Raw genomic sequence first — 16,122 nt, 5'->3', positions numbered from 1 at the left:
CAAAACGGCAATCCTCCATGGACAAGACACTTGTCTCCACCCTCACGGCCTTCACTCTTTCCATGGGAGCTGCTGCGTCCGCTCCCGCCGTCAGGAACGATCCGCTGGATGCTGCAACCATCGATGCGATCAAATCAAAGTTCGGCAAGTTGATGGAGCTGGCCAACCATCACGATTTCAAGGCGCTGCACGGGATGTTCTGGCAATCGCCCTCGGCCCTGTTGGTGGCCAAGAGCGCGATCCAGTCCGAGGGAAACTGGGCCGGCTTTTGGGGCAACGAGGCGATTGATCAAAAGCTGCATGACATCGGCACCTCGGGTCCGGTCGTGCTTGAGCCGGATTATTCGAAGCTCCGGGTCGTCGGCCTGACGCGCGACGTTGCCGAGTCATATGTGCCAATGAACATCACGGTCTCCTATGCGGGACAGGATGGAACAGCCAGGCCATTCCTCATGATCATCAATTGGCTTCGCGTCGGGACGGACTGGAAGGTCGCGTCCGAAATCATTCTGCCCGTGCCGCCCGCACCCGCCGCGAAAGGCTAAGGGCGCAGCTTGCACTGTTCGGCGCCGAGACCTCGCGTTCATCACGATTGAACGCAGGGTCTGGGATTGTCTTCATGCCGGGGAGATGCAGCGAATGGCGACAGGCCGATTCAACCTGAATCCATCGCGCTTTCGCCTTACCGCGTCACAATCGTCGCTTCCTTCAGGTCATGTCAGGTTGCGGGTTGAGAACTCCTGGTTCTGATTTGTGACGATGCCGCGCTAATGAGAACAGGGTGTGTACTAAAAATCCCAGTGTATGCGTGCGGGGCTAGCGAGGTCCGTGTCGCCCTCAAAAGCCGACATCGGCGATGCTGCGGTGAATGTCCGCGCTGGGCCATTTCCGGACTCATGCAGCGCAGCATAGACCGTGCACCATTCGATCATCTCGTCCGCGACGGCAAGCAGCGGAAGCGGAACGGTGAGATCAAACGCCTTTGCAGCTTTAGATGATAGCCGACAAAACGGCTTTGGTAACAACCGTTCTATCTCGGTCACTTAGCGCGCTCGTTGCGTTTCATTGCCGGCTTCGTTACCGTTACCGGAAATGGCGCTGACATTGCGCAAGGACATTCGCGGCGGTTAACAAGGTTGCAACGACCGACCGCCTGGAACAGCGGTCGCGCAAGCAAGCAGCTCGTTATGGATGACTGCGAACCGCCCGATGGATCGAAGTCATTTGGATGCCATCGCCGCAATGCGCGGCCACTCGTCCATTTGCACACGAGCTACAAGTCTATAGCCACCGTCAACCGGTCGAAAGATCGAGGTCTCGCCTTCCTTAACGTCAAACCAGTCCCTTCCAAGCGCTGCGACAATGTTCGGTTGGTGAGTGATCAGAACCGTGTTGGTATGATCTTTCGGCGATACAGCCAACATCTTCCGAAAAGCATCGGCGCGGCGATTATTTTCATTCGGAGACACGATCAATCCACCCTCGGTGAGATCGATCGTCTTCTCAATGCCCGTGAATCCAGCGAGAACCGCCGTCTCGTAAGCACGGTTATATTTGCTTGTGTAGACCTTGCCGATCGGGACGGCGGATTGACGAAGTGCTTCACCGAACGCCTTGGCCAACGCTTTTCCTTTGTCGTTCAAATTGCGTTGAGCTGCGATGTTGTCGAAGTTGAGCGGATCGGTATCCGCCTGGTCAGCAAAGGTCGCGCCGTGGCGCACGACAAGTACCAAGCCACCTGCCCGCAGGCCTTGCGCAACATCCTTGTCGTCCGCTTGAGCTTGTGGGGTAGCCAGGACCATGGTCGCGAAGATACCCAAAAATGCCATTGCAGCGGCAATTGCGGGTCTTAAGATGAGAGACATCGCTTGTACTCCTTGATGGATGATTTTGATTCACCCGACTCAAAAGACCCGCCGAAATTCGATTTTATTCCGCCGGGTCGGACTTCAAGCGCGGCCCAGTTCCCATCGGCAGCATGCGCTGCATGACATCGTCACCTAAAACGAGGCGATGAAACAGCGCAGCGCCTGCATGCAGGCCGATTAGCACCATGAGTGCTGTCGCGCCGATGTCGTGCGCCTGTGCAAAAACACCGCGCAGAGCGGGATCAGGTTCGACAAGTGTCGGAACCTGCCAGAAGAGCAAGTTAAAGGGCTGACCTAGGAGAATAGTTCGGGCTATCCCCGTGAGAGGCATCGCTAAAAGCAGGATGTAGAGGCCGTATTCATTGGCCTTGGCGGCGACCCGCTGGAAATTCGGCATACTGGAAGGGAAAGGCGGGAGATAGGCAAAATATCGACGCCAGATCAGCCGCACAACCACTTCGAGCCAAATTAAGAGCCCCGAGGATCGGTGCACGGACAAAAGTAACCCTGCGAGAATATCGTGATGGCTCATCAACTCACGTCCCCAAATGGTGGTGAATTGGACGACGATCAGAAACACCGTTAACCAGTGCAACACGATGCTCGTTCGATCGAAACGATCCATCGAACTCGAAACGCTCGATGCAACATGATTGACCGGATCTGGCGCGCTTTCCATTTGGACGACTCCAATTCGTCTTCTAGTCAGACTGAAGGGTTCAGGCTGACGAGCAAAGACGACCGGAGTCCCATTGCCTTTATTCCTCCGTCCTGATGGCAATCACCACAACGGCAACGGGCTAATTCCGTCGGTAGACAATTGGTGTTGGGACCGTGATCACACCGAGCAGACTACGCTAAAAGCGTCAGCAGCTGCGGCAAATGCCCTCGCGAGGTGGTCAACCCTCACGTCTCCCTGATCAAGGGGTAGTTGATGACCAGTCCCGACAACATCGGTGGACGTTGGTTGGTGATGACAGCTTTACCGGTCCCTTGGGTCAAAGGCGCCGTTTCGACTGATGCCGGGCGCTTCCGGTTTGCCCCCGGCACCGGACAGCTCGCTGCGACGCGCCAACGGAAGCGCTGGGCCAATAGCCGCGGCGGCGCATGGAAACCTCCGGAAGATGACTTGATGCGATCGCCCCGTCCGTCGCTCCGGTGTCATTGCCGGCCCTGCTCAGTCATTGCATCCCACCAGGCGCAGACCCCTTTGACGGGCGTGTAATTTCCTTCCATGACCTGGACCGGCGCCCGCCTTTGTCGGTTCTGTGAATCGTGTCGCAACTCAACCGGCGGGTCTTCGGCGCCGACGGCCCTGAACAATCCATCATGTCCCCAGAAGCTCGCGAGCGTGTCCACCTCGTGGGGCTGCCAAGTGGCGTCGTCGACCTCGCGTCCACCCCAGCCATATTCGATGAAAAACTCTGATGGCGTGCGCATGTAAAACGACGTCATGAAATCATTGCTGTGGCGGCCAAGCGTGGCGACAATCTTCTCGCGATCCATCAGAGCCAGGTCGTAGCCCTGACCGACGTCGTCGAGCGAATACAGTTCGACCATGAGATGGTTGAGGACATTCACCGGCGCCTGGACGAGGGCAATGCTGTGGTGCCTTGGATTGACGTGGAGAAAATAAGCCTTGAGCGGCGCGAGCGAGTAATCGCTGATGCGAAAGCCGAGCAGGTCGCGGTAAAAAGCCAGCGCAGCGTCGATGTCCTGCACCATGATTAGAACGTGTCCCATCCCGAGCGGACCGGCGCGAAATCCTGAAATCAGGCGGCTGGGACGAAACGGCGTATCGGCGATGGCCGCGCCATGGAACGCCTCCAGACGATTGCCGGACGGATCGCGGAACGAAATCAACCCGGATACAAAACGCTGGTCCGCAAGCGAAGCCGGCTCGCGCCGCACAGCAACGTCGGCCCGCTCCAACCTTGCAGCAAGAGCCTCCAGCGCGCCGGCGTTCGCGACCTCCCAGCCGAAATAGTTCGTGCCATCGGGCAATTGGCCGTCGAGCACAAGGCGCTGCGTTCGGTCATCCATGCGGAAGGCTCGCGTGCCGCCGCCGCGGTCGACGGCCTCCATGCCGAGGCCCTTGGTTGCCAATCCGGTCCAGTCGTCCAGCTTCGCCGTTCCGACTCCGAGATATCCGAATGCCTGGATTTCCATGATGCGCCCCGCTTTATCACCCACTTACGTGGCAACTGCTCCAAGCTCACTGGCAGCCGTCCGCGCGCCGACACACAGAGTTGTCTGCGCGCGGCGCGAAAGGTTCATTTCGGCTCCGTTCAGCCCGAGAGTCCGCTGGCGGTCGAAAGCTGACGTCGGCGGCCTGCCGATCCAGGTCCGCTCACGGCCCAAAAGCGGATGTTGCAGCCCCCCTGAGCAAGGGTCGGCTGAGGCCAACACCGGAAGTGACGATCGACACCGCCCGCCGAGGCTCGCCGTTCGCCGTAAGGGGCCAGAATGAGACATGGGCGATCATTCGACCACCTCGGCAGTTCTGCCGGGCACGGTACGGCGAATCCCCGCGCTTTTGGCCGCTTTGTATCGATGACCAATCCCGTGTTGATCGTTTGCTTGACAGCGGATCAGCTGTCCTCGCTCCGGGAAGGATTTTGACAGTATAAGCGTCCAGAAGCCGCCAATGGTCAGCGCTAGAGCTCGCCCGCTTAGCGGATGGCGATCAGGATTTGCGGAGAATGTCGAAACTGATCCGGCCCTGCCATATCGCGGGATGCCTCGTCTAAGGCGTGAACCGATCCTGAGCCGGCGCGGGACGCGGGTCCGGCTTGTTGATCCAGATCAAGATTCCAGATCGCCTATTCAAAGACAATTCATTGTTAGCTCGTTTTGTAGCGCATGAGTTTGATCACAGCGCCATTGGTCCGTTCAGCTAATCCATAAGGGGGAACGTCATCACAATGAGGTTCAGGTCGAAGATTTTGACGTTAGCAGTCGCGATTCTCCCGGCGCTTGCCGCTTCAGCCCCTGCCGCAACGGTGGACATGCGCAGCATCACGTGTGGCGATTACCTTGCGATGCCGGCTGCATCCGCGAACAAATTCTCCGCGTGGATGACCGGCTGGTTCAGCTATCAAACTAACAAGACCTATGTCGATTTTGACATCCATCGCGCCAATGTCGCAAGCGTAAGAACCTGGTGCCAAGGCCATGGGACAGCGAGTGTTATGTCAGCCTTGGAAAATCCGGTCGTCGTAAAGGGGATCGCCGATCCGTCGACAGATTTCAACAAGATCACGTGCGGCAAATGGTTAGCGTACCGCCCGGACGATCGCGAGTTCGTCACCTATTTTATGAGTGGTTATTACAACGCCAACGCAAGCAATTCGATCTTGGATTACGATCGCCTGCAGAAAAATCTGACTGCTGTCTCTACCTATTGCAGCAAGAACAAATCCCGCACTCTGCCGACAGCCATACAGGCTAAAGCCACCTGAGCGCGAGCAATCTCCCACATCTTGCCGAATGCGTGCCGCTCCTTGCTTTCGGCCATTGCCGAATGAAAAGGGCCACAACGAAATGGGGAGCCATTTTCTGCGGTAGAGGTCGGCTCTGGGTCACTCGCGTCGTTCTTGGCCCGCTTCTCCCAGAGGCGAAATAGCGAAAATCCCCCCGACCGCCGCTTGGGGCCAAACTCAGACAAAAGGTTCAAAGGCGGTCTGCTCACTGGCCCGGTTGAGCAGGTGGGCTGGGCCAATCCGATCGCAGATTGTTCGGGTTATTTCGATCGAATAAATCCTGCCTAATAAGGCCGCTCGGGCGAGGATCAATTGCGGAATCAATTTTGCGAAGCTCATGGCTTCGTGTGACTACGACCCCGGCTCTTACGATGCAATTAGCAGGATAACCAGCGTATTGGCAGTAAACTAAGGCACTCCCCGTTCCAGTGCTTCCAACTAAGAACACAATTATCAGCGACGCCGACAACGCGATTGATCGCCGCATTTTTACCTCCCGTGGCCAACCCGTGCAGCCGCGTGGGTAGAATTTTTGTCACTGGATCGCAAATCGGTCCGGCCGATTACCAGAAGTTTGATCTAGATCAATAAAGCTGACCGTTTTCGGCGTGGGGCGAAGTCTGCTCAGCGTGAAAGGCTGCCCCGGCAGCCACCATGCTCTTGGTCGGATCACGTCTCGGAAGCGGACATCGCCGCGTTCTGAGCTGAGGTCAGCCACGGGCCAACAACAGCCATGGATGTCGATAGCGGAATCATCGCGGGGAGAATGCGGCCCACCACGGTTATTTTCTTGAAACCGCGAAACCGGGCTCGCGTAGCTGGACAGTTTGAGGGATAGCAGAAAACCCTGGCTTTAGCGTCAATCTTCGTTTCCAACCAGAATCGCCAACGAGATCTCACCATCGGCAATGTAGTGATTGACGCGTTCGGCGAGAAGATTTTCCCCGGCCTGATAGACTTTCACCGCTCCGATGGTTCGAATCCTCTTCAACTCACCGATAATATGATCGCGCTCTGCATTCGTATCCGAATCTGTGGCGTGGGTGATTTGAAATGAAAGACGAGTGAGGGATAGGCCGGTGTCCCTGGTTCCAGCCCCTATCCAAAGAACGCATTCGTTTTCCGGCGGGCGTTCGGTGTTTAGCCAGAAACCTGCTGTTCCCCAGGTTGCCTGGGCACGCGTTTGACTCAAGGCCCAGAACCTTACGTGATGGCGCTTCCGAGGGCTGTTATCGATCGCCTTTTGAAAACCGATGTCTTGGCCCCGCCCGAAAAGATAGAGGGTGCTGAACGGGGCGGTGGGGTATGGAGTGTTGAGCACAAAGGCTCGAACCATGCCCCATGAACTGGCTAGACTAAGCCGATCTGCCTCCGACCAGCCGAGCGCTGCGAAGGCCCCGCGAAGCTGCTGGAGCGTACCGACGAGCACGACGTTCACGGGATCTCCAGGCAGTCCGTCGCCCGTAATCGTGTAACTCGGCACACGTTTGCTTTGCAGAATCTTCAAGCCCATCCGAATCGCACGTGGCAGGACGAGATATGCGGCGATTCCGTAGGTGGCACCGACTGCCAGGATCCAAGGTAGCCTGCGGTCCGCAGTTTCAAAAACAACAAAGACAATCAACCAAACACAGAAGATTCCCAATCCAAAGATCAGGAAGCGCTGCACAAGAAGCTTAAGCAATCTCATCTTGCACGGCCTCGTTGAAATCCCGTCGGTCCGACAGCTGAGGATTTGGCGGGTCTTCGACGCCAGTGGTTCGGCTCCGTCAATAAGATTGCGGATACAGGCTGTCAGCGCCGAACTTGGCTCGCACCGCCAATCAGGAATGCGGATTGAATCGATCAGGTCACGCAACGGCCAGGCTGCAGGAGCCTTGCTACTTCCGTGAGCGTGCTGACCATGGGCTCGCAGGCGACTGTCGGCTTACGGCTCTGATTCCACAGCGGCGTCTTGGTGATACGGGCTTGCGCAGACGGAACACGGATCAGGACCGATGTATCGGCTTGATCGTTCAAGCGCACAGAAACCGTTTTCGTCTGGACTGCGAACGGTTTGGGGGCAGCAAGGTGATCTGACTTGCCGGCTCGGTTGACGATCTGACCTGGCTGCTCAGAGCCCGCCTGCCAGCGGTCGCCGAGGTCGTGACCTGAAGCGAATTGCACGGCACCGATCGTCAATGCAGTCGCGAGAGCCACTAAAAAAGCCTTGCGAATCTGTGACATGCCCTTGTTCCCCGCCCCACGGCGATCGTTGTTCTTTTTGCAGTTGACCTTTTCCCATCGCGTCCAAGGCTATTTCTAACCGCCCGATTGTTTCACCATGCCTTCGTGAAGGCCGGAAAATGGTTTCATCCCGGCAGACTTTGTTTCGTCGCCCCTCGAACTCTACTCGGCGGCGGGTATTCCAGAGGAAGCGGCGACCGTTGGCTGAGGGACGCATGGGGTCAAAAGCGGATGTCCGGCGCGCCCGGCGGACACGTCAGCTAAGGGGCCAAGCCGTGTGAAGAATCGCGCAGTTTGGGCGCTGATTTGGTCGCTCAGAAGGGCGAACTCACGCCCGCATCGCCTCCAGCAATCCGCTCGAAGCAATTCCGCCTGTCACTGCAACTTCTTAAGTTCCTCACCCAATGAATTAGTGAGGAACTGAAGTTACAGCGATTACCATCAATATAGCCCCGCCGTCCTTTGGCGTACCAGCGTTCACCGTCCAGAAGGATCGAATGGACGCGCCGCCCCGATCCATCGAGGAACCAAAATCCCCAACGCAAATCGCCTGAATCGTTCTCCCGCTTTGGCCTCAATGCCGTAACGCTCACCAAGAGCTGGGGCATGTCTTCCTTAGCTATTCTTATTGAGTATCTCTCGGCTGTAAGCTCCTCCATCATCTGGGGTGAGATCGACCTAAAAGTAATCATGTCCTCTGGAATGCTAAGCACATCGATGCGATTGACCGTACCATCCCGGATTTCATGCAAGATCGCATCAATCGCCTCATTAGCGGAATGCACGTCGCAAGCAGTAACCGGGCATATGAATCCACAAAATGCCGCGACAAATCCGACCCCGAAACCACGTACTAACGCCATTTTCGTCACCCCGATCAGGGCCGAATCCAATGTGTAGCCGGTGTTGGGACGCGAGCCAGCTTTCCGCAATCTTGGCATGAGCGCGTTAGCTCTCCCAAGCTTTGCGCAGCGGAGGTCTCACCGCGCGATCTATAATCTGAATGTTCTTCAAGCTCTGCTCCCGGAATCGACGACCACATATTCTCTAGTATCGATCTATCGAAGTCCGTAATGGGGCTGAAGCGGACGTTTGTGATTTGAAGCAGGCCGCCAACCGATCGCGCAACCCTGCTCATTTGATGAGGAGTTCCCGTGCGTCTTTCGCCGCTCTATCCAGCCGCATGCGGAGCTTCCCTTGGCCTAGTTCTTCACGGTATTGACTACGAGAGAAAATGCGGAGTTCTTTGACGGTCATCGCCCCGGCAGCGCGCGGAATCTCAAACGTAACAACCGATCGGTCATCGATGAGCACGGTGTATATGTCTTCGTATTGCTCTCGAATGTGACTTAGCAGGTGAAAGACCGTACCGCGTTCGCCATTGGCCGCCATGAGGCCTATCAAATCGGCGTCTCGACTACTTTCATGCGGCTGCAAGATGCGAGACTTGTATTTGTCGTGGAGCCGGTGCGGTGACATCCGTCCATCCCTTCGCACCCTTTCACGGGAAACATCGCGCTTGAGCGGAGCGAGGCGACGCCTGCACCATTTCGGAATAATGGAAAAATACCCCTGAGTTGCCCGACATGTCAAGTTGCTTTTCGGACGGCGGCAGCCGCCGGCTCCTTTGCATGGGGTTGTTTTCGCTGTTTTGGCGGCGCGCGCCCCGCGGCGGGGCAGTGCCTAGGCGGATCGCGAGCGGCGACTCCGCCGCCAGCGCCACAACAAGGCAACGAGGACGCCGAGCACGAGACCGGCGGCCACAGCCTTCGCAACAAATCGCCCGCCGGGACGATCGATCAGGCGCGTCCACAGCGACACCCCCTCGCCCTGCCGCGGCAGACGAAACGCCACCACGCTGTCGCCGATCGATGTGCCCGCCTCGGAATGGCCGCCGGCGCCGATCACGACGTACTGTTCGCCCTTCCAGAGATAGGTCATCGGATTGGCGACGCCCGGCACCGGAAGCCGGCCGAGCCACAATTGGCGTCCCGATTTGACATCGAACGCGCGCAAGTACGCATCCATCGCCCCGGTGAACAGCACGCCGCCCGCGGTGATCGCGACGCCATTGACCAGCGGCGTGCCGGTGTCGAGCGCGATGCCGAGCGGCGCGACATCCTCGCTGGTGCCGACCGACGCATGCCAGAGGATCTTGCCGGCCTTCAGGTCGACCGCCACGGTCTCGCCCCATGGCGGCTTGTTGCAAGGCGTCCCGACCGGCGTCATCGCCAACGCCCGCGACATCGCGAACGGCGCGCCCTCCTGCTGGCCGAAATCATGGCCGGGCGGCGGATTGAAGCCCTTGGCCTGGTCGCGCGGAATCAGCGTGACGACATGCGCGGCATGGCTGACATTGGCGAACAGGATCTGGTTCACCGGATCGAACGCCGCGCTGCCCCAGTTCACGCCGCCGCCGGTCATCGGATAGACGATCGTGCCTTGCGTCGACGGCGGCGTGTAAAGCCCCTCGTTGCGGGATTGCGCGAGCAGTCTGTCGCACGCTGCGCTGCCGACGCCCGGCAGCAGGCCTGCGACATCGTCGGCCGTCATGCGCTGCGTCAGCAGCGGCGGCACATGGGTCGGGAACGGCTGCGTCGGCGACAGCTGTTCACCTTCGGCACCGTTCTGCGGCACCGCGCGCTCCTCGACCGGCCACACCGGCTTGCCGGTGTCGCGGTCGAGCACAAACACGAAGCCCTGCTTGGTTGGCTGGATCACGACATCGCGCATGCCGTTGCCGGTGTCGATCCGCGCCAGCGTCGGCTGCGCCGGCAGGTCGTAATCCCAGACGTCGTGATGCACGGTCTGGAACGCCCACACCAATTCGCCGGTCTCGATCCGCAGCGCGACGACGGAATTGGCGTGCTCGTCATTGCCGGGACGCTTGCCGCCCCAGAAATCCGGACTGGGTGACGTCGTCGGCAGGAACACCAGGCCCCGCTCCTCGTCCACCGACATCGGCGCCCAGACGTTGCTGTGACCGGCCTCCACCCCGTGATGCACGAGCGGATCGAAAGTCCAGCGCGGCTGGCCGCTCCGCGCATCGAAGGCGCGCACCGCGCCGAGCGGCGCATCGACCCGCCGGTTGTCGCCGATCGCCGAGCCGACCACGACCACGCCGCGCCCGGTCACCGGCGCCGAGGTGATCTGAAATTCGCCCGGCCATTCCAGCTTCATCCCGGCGTCGATCTTGATCTCGCCGTCATTGCCGAAATCGGCGCAGGGCCTGCCGGTTTTGGCATCGAGCGCGATCAGGCGCGTGTCATTGGTGCCGGTGAAGATGCGTGACTTGCAGGCCGCGCCTTCAGCCGCACGCTCATCGGTCCAGTGCGCGACGCCGCGGCAGACGAAGCGGTTGGCCGGCCGCTGCTTCATGCTGATCTGCGGATCGAACCGCCATTTTGGCGCGCCGGTGCCGGGATCGAGCGCGATCACCTCGTTGAACGGCGTGCAGAGGATCAGGCTGTCCTCGACGAACAGCGGCGTCACCTCGAACTTGGTGCGCTTCACGACCTCGGGCGGGCGCGCCGCGAGATCGCCGGTGCGGAATTCCCAGCCACGCACCAGCGTGGCGACATTGTCTGTCGTGATCTGCGTCAATGGCGAAAAGCGTGTGCCGCCGCGGTCGCCGCCCCAATACTCCCAGGCGAGCGCCGGCTGCACCCACAGCAGCGCGGCCAGCAGGCCAAACAGGGATCGCATTGCGTCCTCCCGCGAGATGCGGACGGCGCATCTGATGCGGGGAAAGCGTTTACGCGATCGGCGCGTCAGTATCCACCCCTGCGATAGCCGCCGCCGTCGTTGCCGCGATAGCCACCACCGCCGATGCCGATGCCAATGCCGATTCCAACAGGCGGTCCGACAGGCTCATAGACCACGGCCGGCGGCGGACGGCGGACCACCACGACGTCGTCCTCGACCACGACGCGCGGCGGCCGCTTGCCGGCTCGCCGCGGCGGATCGGGCTCGGCACGTTTCTCGACACGCTGCTTTGCCGGCGCGATAGCGGCCTTCTGCTGCGGCGGTGGCGCCGCGTTGCAGGGACAGGTCGGCACCGCCAGCGCGACATTGGTCGCGGGCACGCTGACCGCCGCGGCCGGCGTCAGCTCGGGATGGTAGCGCAGCCGCTCGATCATCTTGCGCGCGGTGGCCGTCAGGTCGCTGTCAGGATATTGCACGAGGAAGCTGCGATAGGCCGCCGCCGTATTAGCGATGATGGCGTTGTTCCACGCTACCATGCGGCGATGCCGGTCGAGCCAGTCGCGCGCCTGCAGGCCGCGCGGCGTGCCGGCGAAGATCGCGGCAAAAGCCTCGTAGGATTCATCGGTGCCGTCGATCACGATCAATGCGTTCGCGACCTCGATCGGCTTGCCCTGCAAATCGCGCTTCCATTCGTCGACGGTGCGCTTGGCCGGCGTCGGCGTGGCCGCGGGCGCAGCCGCAGTTCCCGCGATGAAGCGGAAGTCGTCGGTCAGCGACGAGGAGTCCCAGGGTGTCTGGCGGCCGTCGGTCGCCTTGTTCACCGCAAGCCGAACCCGCTTGAAGGTGTCCTCGATCGCAAGCCCAGGCTCCTTCGCGGTCGCCAGCAACGCGGTCGTATAGGGACTGTTGGCGCCGCTGCCATCCTCGGCTTCCGCCCCCGGCGAGGTCGAGAACGACACGAAGGTGCCGGGCGCGCCGATCCTGGCATCGACGATGGCGAGCCCGTGCCCCGCGGTCTTGCCGAGCTCCGGGAACGGATTGTTGCGGCAGGCATCGAGCAACACGATGCGCATCCGGCTCGGCACCGAGGTCAGCGTGTTCAGGATGTCGTTGAGGCGAACCGCCTGGATCGGGATGTCGGCCTCGCGCTTCGGATCGACGTCGACCGGCACCAGGTAATTCTCGCCATCGATTTGCAGGCCGTGCCCGGCGTAGAACACCAGCGCCACGGTGTCGGCGCCCTTCGCCGCCACCTCGCCGGCGAAGTCGCTGATCCGGGCGCGCATCTCGTCCTGGGACAGATCCGATGCCGTCGTCACGGCAAATCCGGCATCGGTCAGCATCTGGGTCATCGCCTTAGCATCGTTGGCCGGATTGGGCAGCGCGGCCACCGACTTGTAGGCCGACTGCCCGATCACCAGCGCCAGCCGGTTTTCCGCCGATGCCGGCGCGGCGCCGAACAGGATCGCAACCGGAACGAGCAGGCTGAGGAGCGAACGGCGCAACATGGCGGCCTCCGATGTTGACATCGGAGATGGGTCTGACGCCATCAAGCGAAGGTTCATGTCGTGCCAATCTGCAGCTACCGACACGGCTTCTGATGGAATTGTGGAAGCCGCCCGCTGCGTCCGGCGCTTTCGGCTGACTATTTCGGCTTCTTGGCCGGATCGGCGGCCGGCTTGGTGACGCCCCAGGGATCGTATTTTTCCTTGGGCTCGGGGATCCGATCGAGCGCGGCCTTGTAGGCCTTCTCGTCGACCTTGGGCTTCTGCTCCACCTTCCTGTCGTCGCCCCCGCCGCCGCCTCGCCGGCCCTGGGCCAGGGTCGGCGTCGCGATCAGCGCCAGAACGACGGCAGCAACGGTGAAGCTTCTCATGTCCATCTCTCTCCCCCGCAGCCGTGGAAACATCCTGCAATACCTCTACCCCGACGATAACGTGTCGCTCGACATTTGTTGATCGACAAAGCGTCGCGTAACGCGAATACAGCGCCACCAGGGGGGCGCAATCTTGGCAGCGGTACATTAAATTCGCGGGATGGGACAGGGACCAGTAAAACTGGCGGCGCTGCTGGCCGGCGCCGCCTTGATTTTGAGTGGCTGCGGGCTTGCGGACAGCCACGCGGTGTGGCCGGAAGCCTTGCGGGTCAAGGCCACCGAACCAGCGCCGCTCGAGACGCCTCCGGATGTCAAGCGGCTGGTCGCCGGCAAATTGGACTCGGTGTTCACCGCCGGCTCACAGCCGACCCATGTGCGCGTCTCCACCCCGCTGCACGATCCGCGCGGCACCGGCTGGACCGCCTGCGTGCGCGCCGAGCTGACGTCTGTCATCGGCAAGCCGCTTGGGACGCAAACCTATCGCGTCTTCATCAATGAAGGCGCGATCTTCGATCGCCGCCAGGTCGAGGCCGACGACAATTGCGTGACCGAGACCTATGAGCCGGTCGAAAGCACCGTTGCGGCGGACACGCAACGCAGCACCAAACCTTAGCCTGGGACGTCAATATGCGCCGGCGGTGACGCCACCAATGAGCGGCAGCCGTTGCGGGCGGCGCGCTGTTCGCGCAGCTGATGGCTGGTCGGTCACCGCACAAGTGCGATCGTGCCGTCCGCCATATGCTGAACGGTGCGTTAACAAGACCGCTCAAATTGCCCGGTGGCCTCAACGGCATTTTCCATCTCTTTGGCTTAAGCGTTGCCCCTGACGAACGCCGGCTGAGCTGCCGTGCGGACGCGCCGGGGAAACAGGGACGTGGCCGATATAGCTGACCAGGCAATGATCCGCCGTGCATCGCGCAAGGATGCCGCGCGCGATCGCGCGTTGCCGCCGCTGTCAGGCGCGCCGGTCGGTGCATGGCATGCGCTTGCCGAGCGCGCGATCGAGGCCAATGGCTACTACCAGGCGGATTGGGAATTGGCGGTCGATGCCTCGGCGCGCGGCCGCACCGGCGCGTTGCTGCTCAGCGCCACCGGCGATGCCGGACAGTTGATCGGGCTGTTGCCGGTCATTCCGATGCGGCGGGTCTACCACGTTCCATTGCCCGCGCTGGTCGGCGCCGAACCCTACGGCACGCTGTGCACGCCGCTGCTCGACCGCGACGCTGCCGAAGAGGCGGCCGTCAAGATGCTGCAGCAGGCCCGCGATGCGGGCGCGCACGCGCTGATCCTGCGCACAATGTCGCTCGAAGGCCCGGCGATGGCGGCGATCCGCGCGGTGCTCGCGCGCGACGGTTTGGCGCCGCGCGTGCTGAGCGCCTGGCAGCGCGCACAGCTCGATGCGACGCGCGATGCCGACGAATTGCTGCGCGACGCGCTCGGGCCCAAGAAGCTGAAGGAGCTGCGCCGCCAGCGCCATCGCCTGGCCGACCACGGCGCGGTTCGCTTCGACGTCGCCCGCACGCCGCGCGCAATTGCCGCGGCGCTCGAGACCTTCCTTGCCCTCGAAGCCGGCGGCTGGAAGGGCCAGCGCGGCACGGCGCTCGGCCAGCATGCCGGCGACGCCACCTTCATCCGCCGCGCGACGTCGGCGATGGCCGAGACCGGCGGCTGCGAGATCGTCACGCTGCATGCCGGCAGCACCGCGGTCGCAGCCGGCATCGTGGTGCGCCACCAGGATCGCGCGTTCTTTTTCAAGATCGGCATCGACGAGCGCTTCGCGAAGCATTCGCCCGGCACGCAGCTGACGCTGGAGCTGACACGCCACCTCTGCGCCGATCCCGCGATCAGTTCAGCGGATTCCACCGCGGCGCCCGGCCACCCCATGATCGACCCGCTCTGGCGCGGGCGGTTTGCGATCGGCGACGTACTGCTGCCGCTGCGGCGCCGCGATCCGCTGGTCACCGCCATCCATGCCGCGCTGACCCTGAACAGGTTCGGCTATGAAACGGCGCGCAGCGCCGTCCGCTTGATCCGCAGCCGGCGGGCGGCCTGATCCAGCGCGGCCAGCGCTTTACTCTTTCCTAGCCCATACAGGCACAGCAAGAAACAATTGGATGTCGCCGTCAGTTTGGTGTCAGCCGGCCTCACTAGCGTTGCGGTGCGCTGTTTCTCAGGCAGCGCATGCCCTTGGCTGGAAAGCCTCATCCGATGGAAACATCGGTTGAGGCTTTCTGCTGGCGTTCTCGAGCTCGCCGCGGCCTGCGGCAGCGCGACCGTCGTCCCCTTACTGCAATGGCGAGTGCGGCGCCGGCAGCATGATGGTCGAGTGCATCTCCTCCAGCAGCTGCGTGCCCTTGCTCAGGAATTCCAGCCAGGCCGGATCCTTCATCGCGCCACCACGCGCCGCGGCACGGGCGTTGAGATCGGGATAGGCCCAGATGTGGCAAACCTCGTTGGGCTGTCCTGAATCGGTGTGCCAGAGGCCGACGATCTTGGAGTATTTCTCGCGCTCCGGCATCACGCCGGTGATCAGGTCGAGCCATTGCTTGACGCCGCCGAGCGGCTTGGCGCGATAGTTGCGGAATTCGTAGATGTTGCCCTTGTTGGTGGCCGGTGCCACCGGCGGAATGATCGCATTGAGCAGCCGGACCTCCTGGCGCACCAAGAGCGGACGGATCGCCGGAATGTACTCGCCGGTCCAACGCGGATTTTTGGAAAGCTCTGCGCGCAGCCGGGTCCGCTCATTGAGATCGGCGTAGCTCCACATGTGCATGACCTGATTGAGCGGACCGATCTCGGTGATCCAGTAGCCCTCCAGCTTGCCGAAATTGTCGCCGCGGATGTCGCGCGAGATCGTGCTCGCGGCCTTCACCATCTCGCCGACGGTGCCCGGACGGACCGTGTAGGTGCGCAGCTCATAGATCATGGGTGTCTCCCTGATTGTTTGGATTGATGGCGTGGACAC

At 61.3% G+C, this 16,122-nt stretch carries 16 protein-coding genes; 4 read left to right on the top strand and 12 right to left on the bottom strand.

Annotation, left to right across the window (positions count from 1 at the left end; all coding sequences use genetic code 11):
• The first annotated feature begins 17 nt into the window (after positions 1–17).
• The gene (locus tag ACVIW0_RS13645) at positions 18–545 is read left to right on the top strand and encodes a hypothetical protein (protein WP_461352809.1); all 528 of its coding nucleotides are present in this window, start codon (positions 18–20) and stop codon (positions 543–545) included.
• A gap of 243 nt (positions 546–788) precedes the next feature.
• Here the strand turns inward: ACVIW0_RS13645 and ACVIW0_RS13640 are convergent, their stop codons facing one another.
• The 4 genes from ACVIW0_RS13640 to ACVIW0_RS13625 all read right to left on the bottom strand — a co-directional run bounded on the left by ACVIW0_RS13640 (position 789) and on the right by ACVIW0_RS13625 (position 4,037).
• Entirely contained in the window at positions 789–1,043 is a 255-nt protein-coding gene (locus ACVIW0_RS13640; protein ID WP_461352808.1) for a hypothetical protein, read from the bottom strand.
• A 177-nt stretch (positions 1,044–1,220) separates the two neighbouring features.
• Complete coding sequence (locus ACVIW0_RS13635) at positions 1,221–1,865, bottom strand: histidine phosphatase family protein (RefSeq protein ID WP_461352807.1); 645 nt, start codon at positions 1,863–1,865, stop codon at positions 1,221–1,223.
• 64 nt (positions 1,866–1,929) lie between these two features.
• Positions 1,930–2,547 (bottom strand): cytochrome b, encoded by a 618-nt coding sequence (locus ACVIW0_RS13630; RefSeq protein WP_461352806.1) that lies wholly within the window; start codon positions 2,545–2,547, stop codon positions 1,930–1,932.
• A gap of 482 nt (positions 2,548–3,029) precedes the next feature.
• A complete protein-coding gene (locus ACVIW0_RS13625; protein ID WP_461352805.1) occupies positions 3,030–4,037 on the bottom strand; it encodes a VOC family protein in 1,008 nt (335 codons plus the stop codon).
• Between the two features lie 755 nt (positions 4,038–4,792).
• Between ACVIW0_RS13625 and ACVIW0_RS13620 the strand changes: the two genes are divergently transcribed.
• Complete coding sequence (locus ACVIW0_RS13620; protein ID WP_461352804.1) at positions 4,793–5,329, top strand: HdeA/HdeB family chaperone; 537 nt, start codon at positions 4,793–4,795, stop codon at positions 5,327–5,329.
• A gap of 880 nt (positions 5,330–6,209) precedes the next feature.
• Here the strand turns inward: ACVIW0_RS13620 and ACVIW0_RS13615 are convergent.
• The 7 genes from ACVIW0_RS13615 to ACVIW0_RS13585 all read right to left on the bottom strand — a co-directional run bounded on the left by ACVIW0_RS13615 (position 6,210) and on the right by ACVIW0_RS13585 (position 13,157).
• A complete protein-coding gene (locus ACVIW0_RS13615) occupies positions 6,210–7,040 on the bottom strand; it encodes an LssY C-terminal domain-containing protein (protein WP_461357319.1) in 831 nt (276 codons plus the stop codon).
• 155 nt (positions 7,041–7,195) lie between these two features.
• Entirely contained in the window at positions 7,196–7,576 is a 381-nt protein-coding gene (locus tag ACVIW0_RS13610; protein ID WP_461352803.1) for a hypothetical protein, read from the bottom strand.
• 314 nt (positions 7,577–7,890) lie between these two features.
• Positions 7,891–8,469, bottom strand: a complete 579-nt coding sequence (locus ACVIW0_RS13605) for a hypothetical protein (protein WP_461352802.1) — start codon at positions 8,467–8,469, stop codon at positions 7,891–7,893.
• Positions 8,470–8,710: 241 nt separating this feature from the next.
• Positions 8,711–8,968, bottom strand: a complete 258-nt coding sequence (locus ACVIW0_RS13600; protein ID WP_461352801.1) for a hypothetical protein — start codon at positions 8,966–8,968, stop codon at positions 8,711–8,713.
• 291 nt (positions 8,969–9,259) lie between these two features.
• The gene (locus tag ACVIW0_RS13595) at positions 9,260–11,281 is read right to left on the bottom strand and encodes a pyrroloquinoline quinone-dependent dehydrogenase (RefSeq protein WP_461352800.1); all 2,022 of its coding nucleotides are present in this window, start codon (positions 11,279–11,281) and stop codon (positions 9,260–9,262) included.
• 65 nt (positions 11,282–11,346) lie between these two features.
• Entirely contained in the window at positions 11,347–12,789 is a 1,443-nt protein-coding gene (locus ACVIW0_RS13590; protein WP_461352799.1) for a caspase family protein, read from the bottom strand.
• Positions 12,790–12,926: 137 nt separating this feature from the next.
• Entirely contained in the window at positions 12,927–13,157 is a 231-nt protein-coding gene (locus ACVIW0_RS13585; protein ID WP_461352798.1) for a hypothetical protein, read from the bottom strand.
• 160 nt (positions 13,158–13,317) lie between these two features.
• Between ACVIW0_RS13585 and ACVIW0_RS13580 the strand changes: the two genes are divergently transcribed.
• Positions 13,318–13,770, top strand: coding sequence for a hypothetical protein (locus ACVIW0_RS13580; RefSeq protein ID WP_461352797.1), 453 nt, complete (start codon positions 13,318–13,320; stop codon positions 13,768–13,770).
• Between the two features lie 261 nt (positions 13,771–14,031).
• On the top strand, positions 14,032–15,210 hold the full coding sequence (locus tag ACVIW0_RS13575; RefSeq protein ID WP_461352796.1) for a GNAT family N-acetyltransferase: 1,179 nt from the start codon (positions 14,032–14,034) through the stop codon (positions 15,208–15,210).
• Positions 15,211–15,441: 231 nt separating this feature from the next.
• Here ACVIW0_RS13575 and ACVIW0_RS13570 read toward each other — a convergent pair whose 3' ends face one another.
• Positions 15,442–16,083: an NIPSNAP family protein gene (locus ACVIW0_RS13570; RefSeq protein ID WP_461352795.1), complete on the bottom strand. Its 642-nt coding sequence runs from the start codon at positions 16,081–16,083 to the stop codon at positions 15,442–15,444.
• Positions 16,084–16,122: the final 39 nt, after the last annotated feature.

The sequence above is a fragment of the Bradyrhizobium sp. USDA 4454 genome, from assembly GCF_054822705.1.
This window is presented reverse-complemented; position numbering and strand designations above follow the sequence as displayed.

Coding starts and splice junctions, on each gene's coding strand:
- ACVIW0_RS13595 (WP_461352800.1), bottom strand. CDS start 11,281: ATGCGATCCCTGTTTGGCCTGCTGGCCGCGCTGCTGTGGGTGCAGCCG.
- ACVIW0_RS13580 (WP_461352797.1), top strand. CDS start 13,318: ATGGGACAGGGACCAGTAAAACTGGCGGCGCTGCTGGCCGGCGCCGCC.
- ACVIW0_RS13635 (WP_461352807.1), bottom strand. CDS start 1,865: ATGTCTCTCATCTTAAGACCCGCAATTGCCGCTGCAATGGCATTTTTG.
- ACVIW0_RS13590 (WP_461352799.1), bottom strand. CDS start 12,789: ATGTTGCGCCGTTCGCTCCTCAGCCTGCTCGTTCCGGTTGCGATCCTG.
- ACVIW0_RS13625 (WP_461352805.1), bottom strand. CDS start 4,037: ATGGAAATCCAGGCATTCGGATATCTCGGAGTCGGAACGGCGAAGCTG.
- ACVIW0_RS13645 (WP_461352809.1), top strand. CDS start 18: ATGGACAAGACACTTGTCTCCACCCTCACGGCCTTCACTCTTTCCATG.
- ACVIW0_RS13630 (WP_461352806.1), bottom strand. CDS start 2,547: ATGGAAAGCGCGCCAGATCCGGTCAATCATGTTGCATCGAGCGTTTCG.
- ACVIW0_RS13610 (WP_461352803.1), bottom strand. CDS start 7,576: ATGTCACAGATTCGCAAGGCTTTTTTAGTGGCTCTCGCGACTGCATTG.
- ACVIW0_RS13620 (WP_461352804.1), top strand. CDS start 4,793: ATGAGGTTCAGGTCGAAGATTTTGACGTTAGCAGTCGCGATTCTCCCG.
- ACVIW0_RS13585 (WP_461352798.1), bottom strand. CDS start 13,157: ATGAGAAGCTTCACCGTTGCTGCCGTCGTTCTGGCGCTGATCGCGACG.
- ACVIW0_RS13600 (WP_461352801.1), bottom strand. CDS start 8,968: ATGGCGGCCAATGGCGAACGCGGTACGGTCTTTCACCTGCTAAGTCAC.
- ACVIW0_RS13570 (WP_461352795.1), bottom strand. CDS start 16,083: ATGATCTATGAGCTGCGCACCTACACGGTCCGTCCGGGCACCGTCGGC.
- ACVIW0_RS13615 (WP_461357319.1), bottom strand. CDS start 7,040: ATGAGATTGCTTAAGCTTCTTGTGCAGCGCTTCCTGATCTTTGGATTG.